The organism is Wolbachia endosymbiont of Tuta absoluta, assembly GCF_059414725.1.
Genome location: NZ_JBNRJY010000699.1, coordinates 1 through 20,862 on the forward strand (window position 1 = coordinate 1; position 20,862 = coordinate 20,862).

Sequence of the window (20,862 nt, forward strand, 5' to 3'; positions counted from 1 at the left end):
GATCGTTTTATTCACTACGGAATTGCAGCAGCTGTTCAGGCAGTAGAAGATTCACTAATTTTGGAAAATAAAAATATTAATAAAGAGCGAATAGGTGTAGCTATTGGTTCTGGTATAGGTGGTCTTCCGTCAATTCAGGAAAATGTAATTACCATGCAGGAGAAGGGGCCTAGACGTGTTAGCCCATTTTTTGTTCCTGCAAGTCTAATAAATTTGATATCTGGTCATATTTCTATTAAATACGAATTTATAGGTCCAAATGACTCAGCGGTAACTGCATGTGCAACAGGTGCGCATGCGATTATAAACTCAGCAAGAGCTATAAAACTCGGTGAAGCTGACATTATGATTGCAGGCGGAGCAGAAAGCGCGTTATGCAGAGTTGGAATTGCAGGTTTTGCATCGATGAAGGCGCTATCAACTAAATTCAATGATAAGCCTGAAGAGGCCTCAAGGCCATGGGACGAAGAACGCGATGGATTTGTCATGGGCGAAGGGGCCGGTATATTAGTTCTGGAAGAATATGAACATGCAAAAAAAAGGGAAGCAAAAATATATGCGGAACTCACTGGATATGGACTCACAGGAGATGCGCACCACATCACAGCACCTCATCCAGAAGGAAGAGGCGCATTTAAGGCAATGGAGCTTGCTTTAAAAAATGCACAAATCAGCCCAAGTCAAATTGGGTATATCAATGCACATGGAACTTCAACAACACTTGGGGATAAAGTTGAAGTAATAGCAATGAAGCAGTTATTCGGTGATTATGCCTATAAAATACCTATTTCCTCGACTAAATCTTCTATAGGACATTTACTTGGTGCCGCAGGAAGTGTTGAAGCAATATTTAGTATCCTTGCATTAAACAATGGAATTGTTCCACCAACTTTAAACCTACACAAACCTTCAGAAGGGTGTGATTTAAATTTTGTACCACTTAAAGCTCAAGAGCATAAAATTCAATATGCGCTTTCTAATTCATTTGGTTTTGGTGGGACTAATGCGTCTCTCATCTTTGGAAAGGTATAATTAATTATGCTTTTTTAATAGATTATGAAGATATCATGCAAGTCTGTCATCCAGTTAAATTTGCGAGTATAAAAAAATATAACGTTTCTGATGATTATGGAAACCAGTGTCACACACTGGGATAACAGGGAAAAAAGCAAAATTTTGCCTTTTACCGCTAACCTATTATACTTACTTGATAAGTTCTATCGCTTGATTAAATGCATAAAATATTAGTAAGAAGTAACCATAAGCCCTTGATTGGAAAAATCAAGATTAATGGTTCAAAGAATGCCGTCTTGCCAATAATGGCGGCAAGCTTGTTTAGTAATTCTTCAATAACTTTGCATAACGTACCTGATTTAATTGACGTGCATTTGATGTCTGAGCTGCTTAAGAGTCTTGGTGCAGAAGTAAATTTTATATGCAATAAAGACTATAAAGCAAATCACACTTTGGAAATTGACTGTAGCAATATCAATAGCTATTTAATATCACATGAAATTGCAAGCAGACTGCGAGCATCTTTTTTAATGCTAGGTCCAATGCTCAGCAGATTTGGTAGAGTTTCAACAGTATTTCCTGGTGGATGTAATATTGGAAAACGTCCTGTTGACATTCATATTAAGGCACTTGAAGCAATGGGAGCTAAAATTGAAATTGATAGCTGTAATATAAATGCAACAACAAAGGGGAAATTGCAAGGCAAAGAAATAACATTTGAAAAAGTGAGTGTTGGTGCAACAGAAAATATAATAATGGCAGCAACACTTGCAGAGGGAGTAACAATAATAAACAATGCTGCAATCGAGCCGGAAGTTCTTGATTTAATAGAGTTTCTGAAGAGTATGGGTGCCAATATTGAAGTTAATAATACAAAAATCACAATAGAAGGTGTTGAAGCATTAAATGGGTGTGAGCATAAAATAATACCAGATCGCATAGAGGCCGGTACTTATGCTTTGGCTGCTGTCATTACCGACGGCAAGCTAAAGTTAGGGAGAGTAAGTCTATCTGATATAGGATGTATTGCAAATGAATTGAAGACTATAGGAGCCAGAGTTGAGTTACATGACGATGGTATTATTATTTCCAGAAAAAATGGCTCTATTAAATCTGCTCACGTTGCAACAAATCCATATCCCAACTTTCCCAGTGATATGCAACCACAACTAATGTCTGCAATGTGCATTGCAGATGGAATATCAATCATTGAAGAGAACATTTTTGAAAGTAGATTTGCACATGCGAATGAGTTAAGAAAATTAGGTGCTAATATCAGCATCGAAAAAAATAAAGCTACTATAAGTGGAATAAAGAGCTTATCTGGAGCTAATCTATATGCTAATGACTTAAGATCAACAGCAGCTTTAATTCTCGCTTCTTTGGTAGCTAAAGGAGAAACTACAATAAATAACTCACATCATTTATGGAGAGGATATGAGGCAATGCACGAAAAACTCAATTCATGCGGGGCTGATATTTTCGTTTCATCTTGAGGATATATTATGAATGAGACAACTAAGCGAACTACAGTAAAAGAAATAGATGACATTCTATACGAAGAACATAAAGTATTAGATCATGGATTTGTTCGAGTAATTGATTATATGGGCTCTGATAGCGCCATAGTTCAAGCTGCTCGCGTTTCTTATGGAAAGGGAACAAAACAGATAAATCAAGATGAGGCGCTTATAAAGTATTTGATGAGGCATCATCATACAACTCCATTTGAAATGTGTGAAATTAAGTTTCACGTGAAACTTCCAATTTTTATTGCAAGACAGTGGATAAGACACAGAACTGCAAATGTGAATGAATATTCCGGAAGGTATTCGATACTTGATAATGAATTTTATATACCAGAACAGGTTGCAAAACAATCTGATAATAATAAACAAGGCAGCGGTGAAGCTTTTGACTCAAGTACTTCAAAAGAAATAATAGATTCTCTAATAAATGATTCTAATTTAGTATATTCTCATTATGAGAAATTTATTGAACAGGGCCTTGCAAGGGAAATTGCCCGAACTAATCTAACACTTAATTACTATACTCAGTTTTATTGGAAAATAGATTTACACAACCTTCTTCACTTTTTAAGGCTTAGAGCTGATCAGCACGCCCAATATGAAATTAGAGTCTATGCAGAAGTTATGTTGGACATAGTAAAGAAATGGGTCCCGCTGGCCTATAATGCTTTCATTGAATACTCCTTAAAATCAGCCTGTATTTCAAAAACTGGTCTTGAAATAATTCGCAAGCTAATAAAAGGAGAAAATGTTGCGAGAGAAGAAAGTGGCATTGGTAAAAGAGAATGGAATGAGCTGATGTCTATACTTGGTAAATAGCCAAAAAGATCGAGTTATGTCCTTTCACAGACTTGCAGGTGTGAGCAACAATTTATTCATACCTTTATCAACTGATATATCAATTATTTTTGAATTTGTTCTTTCTGTTGTTTCATAAAGTTTTTCAGCTTTCTTTGAAATCAGTGTTGCATTTCTAAGTCCAATACGAACTTCGCAATAATCTGCAAAATTTTCAACATACATATCATATGAATAATGGTTTACAGCAAGTTCCATTACCCTACAAACTTCCTCTAATGTAAAATTAGCAGCTCCTGTATCAGGACAAAAGCCAACCGCTCCTTTATTAGGGTCAAAAAATATGTATTTATCATTCTCTGCTTTATACACCAACATAGAATGCCCCTCATCCTCAATGACATCTTCTTCATTACAAGCATAGCAAAAATAACTAAATTCTAAGTAGCATCCTATCTTCACATCATTTAAGAAACGTTTGATTTGTTCTTGGTTAGTATAGACCCATACTTTTGTTGAAGATAGATCGTTACATAATTGCTTATATATTATCTCATCATAATAAAATGGATCTCCTTCTCGCTTTTCAATGCTCTGAACATCAAGAATAGGTAAAAATTGCGATAAAAACTTCATCATCAATAACTTAATCGTTTGTTCTTTTCTTCCATCAATATAATTCATAAAATCTTGTTCAGATATAATATTATCAGACTCGAGAAATCCAACAAAATCTTGCCTATTCTCTAATTTTAGAAAAGTAACAAAGTAATTTAATGAGTGACATAACCCTCTTTCGAGAGAAAAACCTAAAATTTCTTCAAATCTATCTTTTAATTGTACAATTTTAGATATACTATCTGACATAAAAGTATTCAAATTAAATTGAATAGCTTTCTCACTTTCAAATAATTTATTATATTGTTCTTCAGCTGATAAATCCGGTGCTTTGTATACATATCTACCATTTTCTCTACGTATACCTTCTATATCTTTAATTATACCTTGTTCTACATTTTTACTGATAGAAATTTGGTGCTTTCCTTTATTGGCAAATTGATTTAAAAACTCCGCAATTTCCTGTTTTGAGAGTCTTGTTTCAACTTGTCCATCTTCTCTATCTTCAGTTTTATAAAACACTTTAACTCTAGGATGTTCCTTATCAGTATAGACTTTTAATACAATAGATTGAGCAATGCGATTAACATGTTTTGGCATATTGATTATTAAGATATTAACTATATATCTTAATAATAGTATAACCCACGCCACCTGTCAATTAATAAATTAATATTATTTGTTATATAAAAAAGTAAATTGCATAGTAGATTCCAGTGCTTGACACTGGAATCTAGGAATTTTGATTCTAAATTGGGTATTGGTCTAAAATTAAAATAAACGTTTGTGATGAGATTATATGAACACTGGATCCCAGTGTCGGGGCACTGGGATGACAGGAGAAGGAAACGCCGGAATGGCAGGGGAAAGAAACACTGGGATGACAGTGAAAGATCTAATTCCTTATATCAATTAATTCTCATCCACCTTTTACATTACATAAACTCATCACTTTTATAGAACATCTCATTAAAATCATTCAAAGTTCCAAAATCTTGATTTTTAATAAATAGATGCCCATCTGCAATATAGGACTCAGCAAGAGTAAATGGTTCATCATGATGCTGTGATGCTGGCCTAACAATTTCATTGTACAAAACCATTACTTGCTCATAATTGTATCCACTACCATCATGATATTTACCACGTATAGTGTCATAAAAATTTCTTACATCATCATACGTAACTTGCAGTTCTACCTTATATTTCCCTATTTCAACAGCCTCACCCACTTTGATTTTTAAAGGATGTTGTTTCACATTATCTATAACAATTGTTTCCTCTTGCTTCTCTTCATCTCCTCTTATCGATCTTTTACTCCTTTCTTCACTCGCAGGTTGATCTGCTGGCATTTGGTCTATATCGTTAGATTCTTCTTCTTGCATAGTAATTTTTTTGAGATAGCTAAGCATATCCTTTCCAGCTTTTTCCCAAGTTGCAGCTTCTTTTGAAAGCTCACGATAATAAGAATCATTACCGCCTTTGCTATCTATTACATCTCTTGCTAGTCCTTTCTCTTCTGCCCATAACTCAGCATGTTCAACAAGTGTCCTGCCATCTTTGCCTACAACGTCAACGTCAGCTTTGTTTTTTATTAGATATTCTATTGTATCTAACTTTCCATGCCTCACTGCATGAACTAAAGGTGTCCAACCATCATTATCCTGAGCATTAATATTCGCACCTTTTTCAACTAACTGCTCTATCATCTTCTTATTCCCAAGATCAACAGCAAGATGCAAAGGTGTTAAGCCGTAGCTATCCTGAATATCAATATCCGCATTATGCTCTATGAGATATTTAACTACTTCCATATTTTTCATGTACATGGCAAAATGTAGTGGAGATTTACCAGAGCTAATATCACGGGTATCAACATCTATACCACGATCTATTAAGTATTTAGCAATTTCCGTATGTTTTAGCTCAATTGCATAGTGCAGCAGTGTTTGAGCTGACGTGTTTTTGATACCAAGATCTGCGCCATGCTCAATTAAACTCTTAACTATTTCCGCATTCCCTAGCTTAATAGCAGCAAGTAACGGAAAAGTATAATAACTTTTACTATTAGGATCTGCGTTATGATCTAATAGATACTTCACTATTTCTGTATTACCTGAATAAATAGCACTGTATAATGGCGTTTTGGAATAAGCATCTTGAATATTAGGATTTGCACCACGATCTATTAAGTATTTAGCTATCTCTATATTTCCAGACTCAATGGCATAGTGTAAAGGTGTCTTATAATACACATATTTAGTATTAGTTTTCTGATAATAATTGTCATGAACATTAAGATTTGCTCCATGATCAATAAGATATTTTGCTACTTCCGTATTTCCTGACTGAATGGCATAATGTAGTGGCGTTTGTCCATTATGGTCTCTTGTATCAGTATATGAATTGTGTTTTAGTAGCATTGCTACTTTGCTTAAATCTCCCAATGAAGCAGCAAAATGTAAACTCGTCGCACCTGTTACCTTATTTATCTCGTTTACTTTTCCTATAGTGTTTTCTACATTATTGTCATCAATATTCACCTTTAAGAAAGGCTGTTTATTATACTTCATAACTTTTGTTGTAACAGCTTTTCCTTGTTCGTCTTCACTCACTTTTTTAGCAGGTTGCATAGAATCTTCTCTACTGACACTTTCTATCTTGGTTTTATCACCACTTACATTATGTACTGGACTATAACCATATAGACCCTTGCCTGTACTTTGTTGGCTTGTTGAACTTTCAACACTGTTAGATTCAACAACATTATATTCCATATGTTGTTCACCACTCAGCTCAGCCTTAACCCATTGTTTAAATTCTTGATCATAACCTTTCAGCTCAGCCAAAAAATCCTCAAATAATTTATTACCTTGAGACCTATTTGCACCAGATTTAGAAAGGCTCTTGAGCAAATTATCAATCATATCTGGGTGTTTATCTTCAAGAAATTTGATCACTTGTTCAGCATCCGAATGATAATGTTCCCCTTTATTACTCCAAATATTATTGCGCAATATTTCATCTGGTTTGAGATCTTTATTTCTTATTGCAATCAAGGCCTCTTTATCTCCGTGGTCATTGACATGCCGACCATCTTCTAAACTTGCCATATAGTTAGCAACCCCTTCATGCATGGCCTTAGATAAGACATCACCTGTACCATAATAGGAATTAATGATAGTTAAGGCGTGCCCCAATTCGTGTTTTAAAGTTTTACACGAGTCATCAAATTGGTCTTGTAGATAAAAATAAACATGAACTTCTGAGCCACGCCCTTGAACTGTTAAGCCAGAAGCGCCTTTATAGTTAACGTTCAACTCCTTAAGATAATTTTCGTAGTCACTCTTTGTATTAAATACGAAAACATTAACTTTATTTGGTATGTTGTGCCAAGGCTGAGAATTATTAATGCCAAATGCTGAATCAAAATCTTTTATAGTACTCTCGATGGCATTTTTTACACTACTCAATTTGCTCTGAGTTAATTCCTCATCATCATATTTTATATTTATTTGAAGCTTGTGTTCGCCAAAAGTCATAACTTCACTATCTGGCACAAGATCTGCCACAATTTTATCGCCACTTTTTACATCCATCCACTGCTTAAATTCTTTTTCAACTTCTGAGTTATTCAAAAGATGTTTGAATTTTGATATCGCTTGTACTCTATCGAAGGACATTTCAGTAAGCAATTGCTTTATGAATTGAGGATGTTTTTCTTGTAGGAATGTCACTAAGCAATCTGATATTCTATAGTCGTTAGACATACTTGCTATTTTATATGGTGTATCATGCCCAGATTCATGCATTTTATTGTATGCTTCTTTTGTATAATGCATATCGCGAGTGCTTTCTTTTTTAGCTGCATCATAGCTCCACATGAAAAGCTTCATACCGGTACGTAAAACTTCAGGTACTGTATCCATATTACCGGTAGAGTACTCAAGAAATGCATCGCTCATTTTCTCCATTAAAATTTTAGATTTTGCGCAAAGTAAACCATTTACATCTCCAACAATAAAAGTCTTTGCTATCGTGCCGTCAGCTTCGTGTGCTCTGACCGTTCCACCACCCCATAATTCTCTATGGTCCTTACCACCTGAAAGTTCCTTGATGTGAGCTTTGTAATCATCGTAATTTTTCAGCACATAAAGCTGCAATTTTACTGGACCAGAATGAACGCTTTTTTGTGAATAGAAATTATCAGACCAGGCTCCGTAAGCATCTTTTACAGTTTGTTTTATATACTCAGGGGTATAACTAGCTAATCCCCCATATTTTACTTCTATTGTAAGCTGATCGTTTATTACTATACTTTCTTTATTTGGAAATAATTTTTTAATCAAAGTTTGTGATTTATCATATTCAGAATTTGTTTTAAATTTCATATTCACCTCTTAAAAATTTTCACTATAAATAAGTCTTGAGAAAAATGCGTTAACTGTAGATTCAGCCTTTACCTTGTTTTTGCATAACTGCTTAGATAGTTGATCATCGCTAAAAAGCAGATTCTTAGTATCGAGATATTTAGCATAGTTGCCAGCAGGTATTGAGTAGAAACCGCTTTCAAGTTCAAGATAAGAGCTGCTATTGAGAACAAAAAATAAATCGCTCTGGTCAAGCAGTATGTCATAACCAGAGCTCGTGCAATGTAAGTATTCATTGCCTTCATACTCTGCTATGTAGTACTTACTTGCATCAAGATCACCATCAAGCTGCAAAATTGCCGCTGAACGTCCATTCCCAATACTATGGCCTTTTATTACTTTAAGTACTTTAATCTCATCATTTTCTATGAGTTCCCTTAACTTTTCATTCTTTTTATTTAATTCTTCCTCTGCTTTTCTTCTGTCTTCTTCTAATTTTGTTTCTTTTTCAACAAGCTCATTTTGTATTTGCAAAAACATATCTTGAACAGTTAAGCCATTTAGAAAGTAATCCAATACAATTGACACAAACGGCTGCAATTCACCATTATCTTCAAAGCTCTTTTCCTGCTTTTTGTCATATTGAGTGGGGTTATAGATTGCATACATAGGATAAAAGCCATAATTCACCTCGTCGAATGATAACTCTATCGAAAATCCGCTCTGATCAAGTGGAAGTTTAGTAGCTAAATATCTACCATTATTATCTCTGACATACAGCTCATTTATACCATAGTGCCCACTATATTTGTTGTAATAAATATAAAAATTCTCAGGATTAAGATTAAAGTAATCATCTAAATTGTTAGGTTTACCGAGCTTTTCACGTAGAAAACTCTTGCTCTTATCTGTAAGTTTGATGCGTGTAGAGAAGTAACACCGATCTATTCGGTCACCTTTTTCTATTTCAAAGTCTAGGACTATTTTATCGCTAAACATACAGAATTTCCTCACATTTCCAGTATTTATGATTATAAATTGTGTACTATGAAAAAAGCATTAAGGCTTCTCTATGTATCTAAAAACAGCGCTAACTTATGACAAGAACAGTTGACGTATTACTGCCACTTCCAATTGATCAGCTATTTTCATATGCAGTTGAGGAAGATACTGAAGTTTCAATTGGAGATTACGTAGTGGTACCATTTGGCAGAAAGCGTTTGATTGGAATAGTTTGGAAATATAGCGGCAAGAGTGATCGAGAATTAAAATGCATTGAACAAAAGATCGAGTTACCGAGTATCAGACCAAAACTGATCGAATTTGCAGAGTGGGTTGCGCAGTATAATGTAATACCTATCGGTATGCTTGCCAAAGTAATAATGGGAGGAGTATTAAAGGTAAATCAGATAGATAAGTTAGTTTTCACTAAGCAAAAGCAGGAAATAAGTGAAATAGATTGCCAATTAAGCCCTGAGCAGCAAGCAGCTCGCAATAAGATAATAAGTAATTTGAATGAGTATTCAGTGACTTTGCTTGACGGTGAAACCGGGTCTGGAAAAACGGAAGTTTATCTCTCTGTGATTGCAAGGTTAATTGAAATCGTAAACGATGCACAAGTCCTTATCCTTCTGCCAGAAATTGTTCTAACTTCACAATTGGTAAATCGTGTTCACAGTCAGATATCTGGAAATATAGCTGAGTGGCATTCAGGACTTACTCCAAAAGCTCGCCGAAATAATTGGCTCAATATAGCAAATGGAAGTGCGCAGATCATTATTGGGGCAAGGTCATCACTTTTTTTGCCTTATAAAAACCTAAAATTAATTATCGTCGATGAAGAGCATGACTCATCCTTTAAACAAGAACAGGGGATTATATATAATGCTCGAGATATGGCCATTATCTTAGCCAAGCTCGAAAATATTTCGATTATTTTATCATCCGCCACTCCGCTGCTTGAAACAATTTATCATGTTAAAAAAGGGAATTACAATCATGTAAAATTGACTAAACGATTCGGTGGTGCAGAGTTGCCACAAATAAAAGTAGTAAATAATAAGCAATGGATTTCCAATGAACTTTTCGAAGGAATAAAACAAACCATAGAGAAAAAACAGCAAGTTATGCTCTTTCTAAACCGCAGAGGATACGCACAACTTACAGTTTGTAAAAAGTGTGGATACAAAATTTCCTGCTCAAATTGCACTGTATGGCTTACGTACCACAAGAAAAAGAATGTCCTTTTATGCCATCACTGTTCTTATCAATTAAAACTTCCAGAAAAGTGTTCTAATTGTCAAAGTCAGCAGTCATTATCCCTTTGTGGTATAGGAATTGAGAGGTTACTTGAAGAAATAGTAAAATTAATACCAAACGCAAAGACTGCGATTATTAGCAGCGACCAGAAGTCGCTTGGTAGCGTAATTGACTCAGTGCTCAAAGAAGAAGTGAATATTATAATCGGTACACAAGTGATTGCTAAAGGGCATAATTTCCCTAAGTTAACTTTGGTTGGAGTGATAAACGCAGATTTAGGCCTTGAAAATTCTGACCTCAGGGCAGCAGAAAAGACATATCAATTATTGCATCAAGTTGCAGGAAGGTCGGGAAGGTTTAATGAAAAAGGAATGGTAATAGTGCAAACTAATAATCCTGAAAGTTTGATAATAAAAGCATTGCAGCAGCAAAAAAGGGATTTGTTTTATGAAATTGAACTTGAGTCAAGAAGCAAAGCTAAAATGCCCCCATTTAGTAGATTAATAGCGCTTATAGTTTGTGGTAAGGATCAATTTGCAACGCAGAAAGCAGCAAGTGAGTTAACAAGCTTTTTACATAATCAATTTTCAACTACCTCTCAGCACTTGACATTGAAAGAATTTGAAATTTTTGGCCCATCACCAGCAGCAATAAATTTCTTAAATAATAAATATCGGTATAGAGTGTTACTCAAAATACACAATAAATACAGTCTGTCTATAAAGAAAAAGCTGAAACATTGCTGTAACTTGAGTTCAAATATTGCAGTAACAATAGATGTTGATCCTGTGAGTTTCTTTTGAATTTATTTGACATTTGTAGGAATTGCTAATAAGTTCTATTAATTTTTTAATTAAAAAACTTGACTTTTATTAGAATTTATTGTATTATTGATATAATTAGAATGGGTAAATAATATGACTACTTTACTTGAAATCGTCTGTAAGAAAGGGATAGGGTATGAAGACAAAACTAGAGAATTGAAGGGGTTTCTTGGTGAGAATAACGAAATATTAATTAACAAAGAGTTATTTAAATCAGCTTTATCTATAAAGGATGCTGTAGATATAAGAAAAAAGATGGTGTATCTTATTTTGCACCACTGCATTGAATACAATAGTGCAATATCTGAGAAAAAAGAGAAATTATCATTTCAAGACGTGATGAAGATTTTAGATGAAACTGTGAATAGGTTTATTACTCCTCAGTATTTCTACAAATTGATAAATTTTCAAGATCAAAGTAGTAAAAATACATTATTACACCAAGCTGTTATAAGTAATAACACTGAGGCAATAGAAGCCCTTTTAAAATATGGTGCAAGCCCTTTGATAAAGAATAAAGAAGAGAAAATCCCATTAGATTTAGATCAAGAAGAAAAAACAAGAGAAGCACTCATTAAATCTATGAAAGACCAAGCTAAATCGAAAAAAGAAAGTGCTAGATGTAATAGTTTGATTGGCATTATACCTGGCGTTTTTCTTGGCATTGGACTCGGTGTTGGTAGTGCTTTAGTCCCTTCAATGACTATTATATTATGCACACTCGCAGTATCTGCTCTTGTTGCTGGAATAGCAGTTGGAGTGGCTATATATTTCCTAAGTCAAGACTATAAACAGGCTAAATCAATAGAAGAAGCTGTTAATCCTCAACTCTCTTCTGTCAAGTATGAAAAGACTGTAGATAATAAAGCAGTACTAGGATAACTGTGAGTTTTTTAACATTAGATTTCTTGCATAACTGGAATTCGAAAGTTCCAGCGCATTTTTCTTATTGGATCCCAGTGTCAAGCACTGGGATGACATCTTATTATGCAAGAAATCTATTCATTTAAAACTTATTTGAGAAAACGTAGCTATAAAAACCGCAGGTACCAGTTGGTTTTTATTAGCTAAATTAAAGGTCAAGTATCTGGAATTCTGAACATAAGATCCCCCTGTATAAAAAAGATTAGAAAAAATGCAGTGCACATACGACAGATATGCTCTGAAGAGGATACGCTACATTTTTAGTGAGTGTGATTTAAAAGTCTGCAGACCGAAGATAGATTTTTGAGCTCAATAAATATCTCTAACTGTAATTGTAATCAGATTTAAAATATGCGGAAGTAATTTTTTAGCTATAAAATCTTCTAAAAAATTAACACAGAAGTTAGTTTCATAAGTATTTTTATCAAAAACTATTTTAAAAAAATTTAAATAGAGTTGAAAAATTTTAAAGATGAGATACCCTACCTGAAATGCAACTTCTGTAAAAAAAGAAATATGAAAGGTGAAATAAACACTGCAGCAAATTTTCAAGCAGAAGACCTTGAGTCTAAAAATGCTACAGATCTTGATTGTTTAGCTAACTCTCTAAATTCTTTGAATGCAAAGAGTGCTGAGATTAAAGATAAAAGGAACGATGTGCCTTTTTCCAGTAGAAAAAGCAACTCGCATGTTTTAGAACTTTTTTCTAGTGAAAATGTTGAGATTCACATTCAAGATAAAACGCCTTGTGCTGCTCGGAGTGAATCAGGTATAGCTGTAATATTTAGAGGTATAGCTGGGTTGTTTAAAGGTAGGAATAGTATGGACGTAACCCTTTATCAATCTAAAGTGCAACGTAGCTCTGCAATTGATTACAGTACTACAGAAAGTATAGGGTTACGGCTACTAAATATCTGTAAAGGAGAAGAAGATATCTCTTTTGATCAAGAGATTAATTTTTTATATAAAGAGGGTTATTTGTATGATGTCTTATTGTTGCAAGACGAGGAGAATCATGACACACCTTTACATGTAGCTATAAAAAGAAATCGTACTTGTTTTGTAGAAAAACTTTTGTGTATTCTTAAGGAACCATACTGTTCAAGTGAGTTTTACAAACGCAAATATTTTGAACATAAGCAAGAGAATGAAAAGCCGCTTTTCAAAGTTATTAATACTAATAACAAGGATGGAAAAGATGCAATTACTCTGGCTATTGAAAGCAATAATTCAGAATGCATTTCAGCTCTTTTTAACTACTTAACTCGTGAAAATATTAACAGAAGAAAAGATGTTGAAAATGAGTACACACCTCTACACGAAGCTATGCTTCTTAACAAAAATGAAGCAATCAAAGAGCTTCTCAAATCAAAGGATATAGATACTGAACTCATAGATAAGGAATCTTACAAAGCATATAATTATGCTAATAACAAAGAGGCCATAGAATTGTTTATTCAGCACTATAGTAGTAAAATTAGTGAGTTGCGTATAAAATTAGAAGATAATAATAAAAAACTAGCACGAATTAAGTGCGTCCTAAACAAAACAAAACTTACTTGTGTATGCTTAGCAGCCTTCGGCTCTTGTTTTAGAATGTATAGAAATTCCCATGACATAATAAATGAAGAAGTGAGTGAAGATATGTTATATTATTCTCTTGCATTGCTTGCCAACACTACAGGTCTAATATTATTTTTTAATTATTTGATCGATACAATACTTTCCAAGTATGAAGAAAAAAATTCTAGTTTGAATAAAGAGTCAGACAGTTATGTAGAAGAAAGAAATATGTTGAAAAATAAATTACGTCATTTTCAAAAAAGAAGTACCGTAGTAACTACGCAAATGTGTGAGATAATTTCAGTTATACCTGAATCAGAGTTAGGTTACAGTAGATTGTGATTACATTAATTTTTTCAAGACAGTTCTAAAAAAAGTGGGAAATCTTTTTCATAGCCAATCAAACTAAGCTTTCTTTACGAAAGGTTTGATGTTATCATTTTATAAACTATATCCTGAATTTGTTAAATGAACATTAATATAAAGAATTTAGTTCATGCTTTTTCTAAATTGCCAAGTTTAGGTCCATCATCATCACGAAGATTAGTTATACATTTGCTCCAAAATAAAGAGAAAGTCATGCTACCGCTTGCATCTTTGATTAGAGAGCTAGCGGATCTTATAATAGAGTGCAAAATTTGTGGAAACCTAGATACTAAATCGCCGTGTTCTATTTGTACTAACCCAAAGCGTGACACCAAGTTAATGTGTGTAGTAGAAGAATTGGGTGATCTATGGGCATTTGAAAAAGGGAATATATATTCAGGTATGTATCATGTTTTGGGTGGAAGGCTATCAGCAATAAATGGCATAGGTCCAAAAGAACTGAATCTTGATAACATTCCCAAAAGAGTTACAGAATTTAAAATTGAAGAGGTCATTATTGCAATCAATCCGACATTAGAAGGCCAAGTTACTGCGCAATATATAATTGAATTGCTAAAGAATTCGAATGTAAAAATATCGCGCCTTGCTTGTGGTATACCGATAGGTGGAGAAATTGACTACCTAGATGAAGGGACTCTGAAGATAGCGCTTACTTCAAGACAAGAGTATGAGTAAATACAAAAGAAGGTATGTGCTTAAAAAAACTTATATCGCTAATAACATTAAAAAAAAAAGAAGAGGAGCAATTGCCTAAGGTAACAACTTGGGAGAATGATTGCTTAGGCTATAAACAAGTTGCAAGTAGATTTAGTAATATAATTAAGACAATTGATCAGTTTTTTTCGATCGTATCCTTAGAAGGATATGATAAGTGGGGTAAGACATTTTTTTTGAAAGAATGGGTAAAGGATCTAGAGCAGCAAAATGAAATTGCAGCTTATTACAGCGCATGGGATATTAGTGCGCTAGATCAACCATTGCCTTCTTTTTTGCATTTCTTGTTTGAGGATCTATTCGCATCATACAAAGTAAAAAGGAGTGTTATACAGCAGTTCAAAAACATAAACCAAGAACTATTTTCTCTCAATACATTAGGAAAGCTGATCAGTAAATCTCCACTTGCTATGCTTTCAGTATTTCTCGATGCTGCAAAAGAGGCTGATAAGAAAGACATTGGTTTTGTCTTGGGTGAGTTAAATCTTCTCCAAAGGAGAAAAGAGAACATTAGAGATTTTAAAATACAACTAGCAGATGTGGTCAATAAAATCAGGAAAGACAAAAACATTTATATAATGGTGGATGATCTTGATATATGTCGCCCTAAATTCATTGTCGATTTTTTAGAATCCATAAAGTACATGCTTGATGTTGAGGGACTGGTTTTCATTATCTCTGTTAGCCAAGATAAGAGTAATGTGCAAAGAGCAATTAGCACAATACTTGGACCAAATTTTAGCCTAAAATCTTTTACTGATCTCTCTTTGCATTTGCCAAAACAGCCAACAGAGCAGTTTATAAGAAAACTGTTTGAAAGTTCTGAATTACCGAAAAAATCAAAGAGCTTAATTATAGATAGCTTTATATTTTATGCAGAAAGCTTCTCATTATCACTGCAGGCAATACAATACTGTATAAGAAGAATAAAGCTATGTTTTTTGAACCATGCAAAAGAAGAATTACTTGATCCGAATTTATTTACATTTTTAGTAATACTACAGTCAGTAAACACTGATTTGTACGAGGAATTATATTCATCACCTCAGAAAGTACTGGAGAAGATTGAGAGTGATTTAATGCCAAATGGTCAAGAAGAATGGAAAAAGCTTAAAATCTCTCTTGAGACTACTTTTAAAAAAAAAGAATCAAAGACTAACAAATCTTTGAAGCAAATAAGAGATATTATATTCTAGCACTTTCTTTTTAATTTGCATGACACAATGATTGTACTTATTCCAGTTTAGCATTGGAACCATAAGTTGGCCCACATAAATTTTAGCATGTGTGACCTTGAAAGATCGCAGTGCAATACTTAAATTATTAGAGTAGTAGGCTAATAATGGAGCTCAAAATGCACAACATACAAGAAACTGAAAGTTTAAAATTTGACGCTGAAGTAGGCAAAGTACTAAATATAGTAATTCATTCACTTTATACTAATAAGGATATTTTCTTGCGTGAGTTAATATCAAATGCATCAGATGCATGTGATAAATTGCGCTATGAATCACAATTAAATGCTGATTTATTAGATTCAAGTGATGAGTTGAAGATTACTATTAGCTCCAATAAAGATAAGAATGAGCTGTATATAACCGATAATGGAATTGGAATGAACAGACAGGATTTAATAGATAATCTTGGCACGATTGCAAGTTCTGGTACGCAAAAATTCTTGGATGCAATTAAGAATAATAAAGATTCGAGCCAAGCTGTAGAGCTGATTGGAAAGTTTGGTGTTGGTTTTTATTCAAGCTTCATGGTTGCTTCAGAAGTTATAGTAGAATCAAGGAAAGCCGGAGAAGAAGAGTCTTGGGTGTGGAAATCTAAAGGAGATGGAGAGTATTCAATCAGCAAATTAGATGGTCAAATCTCTCGTGGCACAAAAATTACGCTCATCATGCGTCCTGAAGAAAGCGAATTTTTAGACAAATTCCGTATTGAAAACATCGTTACTACTTACTCTGACCACATAAATTTTCCCGTTGAGTTTGTAAATGAAGAAGGAAAAAGTGAAAAATTAAATAGCAAAGCTGCAATTTGGACTAAGCCAAAAAATGACGTTACTCCAGAAGAGCACAACGACTTCTTCCGTGGTGTTGCACATGTGGGCGGTGAGCCTTGGATGATATTTCATAATAAAAATGAAGGTGCAATAGAGTATACGAACTTGCTTTATGTTCCTTCTATCAAGCCTTTTGATTTATTTCATCCAGATAGACGCTGCTCTGTAAAATTGTATGTAAATAAAGTGTTTATCACTGAAGATAATGTGCAGATTATACCGCAGTACTTGCGTTTTTTGAAAGGTGTGGTTGATTCACCGGATTTGCCTCTCAATATCAGCAGAGAAACACTGCAAAATAATCGTGTAGTTGAGCAGATTAGGAAATCTTTAACTAAGCGCATAATATCAGAGCTCGGCAAAAAAGCAAAAGAGAATTTAGAGGAATATACAAAATTCTGGGGCAATTTTGGTGCGGTGTTAAAAGAAGGTCTTTGCGAAGCTATGCCAACTGATGAAAGAGAAGCATTGCTTTCCATTTGCAGATTTCATAGCACCAGTGATGGTAAGCTAGTTAGCATTGATGATTATATAAGCAGAATGAAGCCTGAACAGGAACATATCTACTATCTCACAGGTAATAGTCTCGATTCAGTAAAAAACAGTCCACAACTTGAAGGATTCGTCAGCAAAGGATTGGAAGTGCTTCTATTTGTTGATCCAGTTGATGATTTCTGGACTAGCGTGATTCATGAATATAAAGATCAAAAATTTAAGTCTGTGACCCGCGCTGATGTTGATTTAGAAAAATTTTCTTCAGAAGAAGGCAAGAAAGATGAAGAAAATAAATCAGATGAAAACAAAAGCGAAGAAAACGCGGATTCTATACTCGAATACTTCACCAAGGTTCTTGGAAGCTTAGTAAAAAGTGTAAAGATCTCTAAGAAATTAACCGATAGTCCTGTGTGTCTAGCAGTTGATGAAGGAACTATGGATCTCCGTATGGAGCGTTTTTTACGTGAACAGAAGCAGCTAAATTACCGCACGCCAAAAGTACTTGAAATTAACATTAAGCATCCTTTGATAAGAAACATAATGGAATCTCACGCTAAAAATGGTGAAAATCCAACACTTGGAGATATGATTTACTTATTGTTCTATCAAGCTTGTATAGTGGAAGGTGAAGAGATGGAAGACGTAAGTCTATTTGCTAAAAGGCTCAATAACTTGCTTGGCAAAATTTCTATTTAATGCTATACTTAGTTTAGCTAATAATTAGGGGGTAAAACATGGGGTGGAATTTACTTGGTGGGCTCATGCCGCCAGCAGTAGATACTGCAGAAGAAAGGGAGCGTCGCCATTCCAGAGATTCAGGTGCTGAAGAAGAATTTGAAGTTTTAGAACAAGAAGAAATTAAGGAGCATCGTCATTCTGGAGATTCAGGCAATTGTTCAGAGGTTGAGGAAGGACAAAATACTAACAGAGCAATTGAATTGGAATTTCAGCTAACACAATCTTTGCTAAGTCAAGTAAAGGCAGGTGAGAATAATAGGAATGCAAATTCTGGCAAGCAAGCATAACTTGATTTGGAAAGAATGGATTTTGTAATTAATGGGCAAACAATAAGCAAAGCGTATGTTCACGAGTTATATTGCCAGCACAATCACTTAATTTCGAGTGAAAATGCAAATTACCGCCTGTTTGCTAAGCAAGTTTTCACAGAAATGTTTAAATATGCTAAGGCAGAAACTCCAAATGACAATATATTAGAAGAGTTAATTACTAATTGCAATCAGGCTGGGTATGATGGCTCTTTGTTAATGCAGCTCTCTCCTATATTCTCTAAGCATAAACTAAGCTTGCCTCATGCCAACGATAGAAAGATAAGTATTGTATATAATAGCCAAGGTTCTCTCAATATTCAGTATTGTCCAAGTATGCCTGTTAGAGAACTTGATACAAATAAGGAAATATGCAGGGTTGATGCTATTTTAGAGTTCACCCTTAAGTTTCGAGATAGTAAGGTAGAGTATGAAAACGGCAAAGTAACACTTGCTATTCCTGAACAATTAGAGAATTACAAAGTTGATGGCAAAAGTTTGTTAGATGAAATAAATAGGCATTTCGAAGATGAGGATAATAGAATTACAGAGACTCTTGAGAAAAATATGAATGAAGGACCTAAGTCATTTGCTGCTGAAGACTTGTCTATTACTGAGAGTTCATCTGATAGTAGTGAAGTAGCAAACAAAGTAGTTACTGATCCAGGCATTTTAGGTAATGTTGCGAATGTATTGGTAGGTGTTGCAGAAGTTACAGCAGTTGTAGCAACAGAGTTATTTTGGCCTCAAGATCAGGTTAATATAGAACCAAGGCATAATGAAGAAGAATTTACCATTATCCCTGAAAATTTAACCTTTGATGGATTAATAGACGTTATAAATAAAGCAAAAAATTATGGTGATTACACAGGTTTAGATAAAACTATAAATAATATAGAGGAAAGCGATAGATTTATTACTGATTTGAATTGTGGTAATTTGAAGGATTTTTGCTCTCAACAGCTTAATTTGACTGATCATATGCACAATGTGCTGTTGAATAATAGCTATGATGAAACAAATGGTTATTATAATTATTCAGTAAAAGAGCTTTCACTACTAGCCATTGCAGCTGATGACACACTTGTGGAAAGGTATGCAGAAACGCATAAAAGTATATTATTTACGCAAGATGAAGGTCTCGATAGGCTACTTATTGGTGTTGGTGGACAGCGCTATACTAAGCTTTTATTAGAAGATTTGGAAAAAAATCGAAGTACTATTCTACCTTGGCATAGCATATGTGAAAAACTTCGAAGGGCGTTGTCTATTCGTAATCAAGAATGCGTGAAAGCGGTATTAGATAAATTTAAAGATACTGAAGCCAGGTCTAGAGTTTCTGATATGTCAGAAAAATTTTTGCACTATGCTATACAACAAGATTTTATAGATGTAGCAAAGACTATTATTAATCATAAAATTGCTGATATTAATAGTATAGACAATTCAGGGCATGCACCTTTGCATTGGGCTGTGGCACGTAATAATTTAGAATTAATGGGCTTGCTTATTGGAAATGGCGCTGAGATTGATATTCAAGATGAGAGGCATGGCAGAACAGCTTTACATTGGGCTGCTTACCATGATAAATTTGAAATAGTAAAATTACTTGTAAACAAGGGAGCTGATTGGAACATTCAAGATAGAGATGGCAAAACAGCTTTAGATCTGGTAGGAACGAAAAGTTTATATTTGGTAAGGGAAGAAAACAGGGAAAAATCTTCTAGTGAATCAAAAATCACAAAATTTCTTGAAGGTTTAGATGATAAAACACCTTTGCATTTAAATATTAAAAAAGATCCAGAATCCAAAAATATTGATAATCAACGGCCACAAAGGAGTATTGTTGATAAAGAAGAAAATATTATGAATAATAAAAAGGTTTCAATAGAAGAAACTATAGATAATAATAATTATAGGAGGGGTAAAATGCCTAAAAATATAGAAGAGAAATTGTCTAATGCTATCTTCGCTCTTAATTATGAAGAAGTAATGTCTTTAGTGGAAAAGGTAAGGAAAGAGGACAATAGTGTAGACATAAAGCAAATCTTGAATAAAGCCTTAGAAGACGCTAATAAGACGGAAGTTGGTAAGAAAGATAAAGTATCTAAAAGGGAGAGTAGACCAGTGGAACTTCCCCTACCAGTCTCTCGCAGAACTGTACATAAACCTCTCAGCTTATACAGCTCCCATTATTTAGCCTTTTTGACCCTAAACCTAGTGTCCAATGATAGAAAATATTTGGAGACCTAT

The 20,862-nt window shown here is 34.1% G+C and carries 14 protein-coding genes; 11 read left to right on the top strand and 3 right to left on the bottom strand.

Features of this window, described 5'->3' with window-relative positions; translation table 11 throughout:
* The 3 genes from fabF to thyX all read left to right on the top strand — a co-directional run.
* Positions 1-1,032: beta-ketoacyl-ACP synthase II (gene fabF, locus ACJ5GX_RS07310; protein WP_495292859.1), on the top strand; the 1,032-nt coding region annotated here is incomplete at its 5' end.
* 200 nt (positions 1,033-1,232) lie between these two features.
* Entirely contained in the window at positions 1,233-2,510 is a 1,278-nt protein-coding gene (gene murA / locus ACJ5GX_RS07315) for a UDP-N-acetylglucosamine 1-carboxyvinyltransferase (protein WP_052264720.1), read from the top strand.
* Positions 2,511-2,519: 9 nt separating this feature from the next.
* Positions 2,520-3,362, top strand: coding sequence for an FAD-dependent thymidylate synthase (gene thyX, locus ACJ5GX_RS07320; protein WP_007302176.1), 843 nt, complete (start codon positions 2,520-2,522; stop codon positions 3,360-3,362).
* A gap of 24 nt (positions 3,363-3,386) precedes the next feature.
* Here thyX and ACJ5GX_RS07325 read toward each other — a convergent pair whose 3' ends face one another.
* The 3 genes from ACJ5GX_RS07325 to ACJ5GX_RS07335 all read right to left on the bottom strand — a co-directional run bounded on the left by ACJ5GX_RS07325 (position 3,387) and on the right by ACJ5GX_RS07335 (position 9,343).
* Positions 3,387-4,613 (bottom strand): hypothetical protein, encoded by a 1,227-nt coding sequence (locus ACJ5GX_RS07325; protein WP_495292860.1) that lies wholly within the window; start codon positions 4,611-4,613, stop codon positions 3,387-3,389.
* A gap of 281 nt (positions 4,614-4,894) precedes the next feature.
* Positions 4,895-8,350, bottom strand: a complete 3,456-nt coding sequence (locus ACJ5GX_RS07330) for an ankyrin repeat domain-containing protein (protein WP_052264722.1) — start codon at positions 8,348-8,350, stop codon at positions 4,895-4,897.
* Positions 8,351-8,359: 9 nt separating this feature from the next.
* Positions 8,360-9,343, bottom strand: coding sequence for a hypothetical protein (locus ACJ5GX_RS07335; RefSeq protein WP_495292861.1), 984 nt, complete (start codon positions 9,341-9,343; stop codon positions 8,360-8,362).
* An 83-nt stretch (positions 9,344-9,426) separates the two neighbouring features.
* Between ACJ5GX_RS07335 and priA the strand changes: the two genes are divergently transcribed.
* The 8 genes from priA to ACJ5GX_RS07375 all read left to right on the top strand — a co-directional run.
* Positions 9,427-11,391 (top strand): replication restart helicase PriA, encoded by a 1,965-nt coding sequence (gene priA / locus ACJ5GX_RS07340; RefSeq protein ID WP_096097161.1) that lies wholly within the window; start codon positions 9,427-9,429, stop codon positions 11,389-11,391.
* 114 nt (positions 11,392-11,505) lie between these two features.
* On the top strand, positions 11,506-12,294 hold the full coding sequence (locus ACJ5GX_RS07345; RefSeq protein ID WP_096097162.1) for an ankyrin repeat domain-containing protein: 789 nt from the start codon (positions 11,506-11,508) through the stop codon (positions 12,292-12,294).
* Between the two features lie 558 nt (positions 12,295-12,852).
* Positions 12,853-14,241 (top strand): ankyrin repeat domain-containing protein, encoded by a 1,389-nt coding sequence (locus ACJ5GX_RS07350; protein ID WP_052264726.1) that lies wholly within the window; start codon positions 12,853-12,855, stop codon positions 14,239-14,241.
* Between the two features lie 132 nt (positions 14,242-14,373).
* Entirely contained in the window at positions 14,374-14,961 is a 588-nt protein-coding gene (recR, locus tag ACJ5GX_RS07355) for a recombination mediator RecR (protein WP_180708353.1), read from the top strand.
* A 14-nt stretch (positions 14,962-14,975) separates the two neighbouring features.
* A complete protein-coding gene (locus ACJ5GX_RS07360) occupies positions 14,976-16,196 on the top strand; it encodes a KAP family P-loop NTPase fold protein (protein ID WP_096097163.1) in 1,221 nt (406 codons plus the stop codon).
* A gap of 158 nt (positions 16,197-16,354) precedes the next feature.
* Positions 16,355-18,259, top strand: coding sequence for a molecular chaperone HtpG (gene htpG / locus ACJ5GX_RS07365; RefSeq protein ID WP_026097246.1), 1,905 nt, complete (start codon positions 16,355-16,357; stop codon positions 18,257-18,259).
* A 38-nt stretch (positions 18,260-18,297) separates the two neighbouring features.
* Entirely contained in the window at positions 18,298-18,588 is a 291-nt protein-coding gene (locus ACJ5GX_RS07370; RefSeq protein ID WP_230608971.1) for a hypothetical protein, read from the top strand.
* 15 nt (positions 18,589-18,603) lie between these two features.
* The coding region (locus tag ACJ5GX_RS07375; protein ID WP_495292862.1) for an ankyrin repeat domain-containing protein at positions 18,604-20,862 on the top strand (2,259 nt) is incomplete at its 3' end.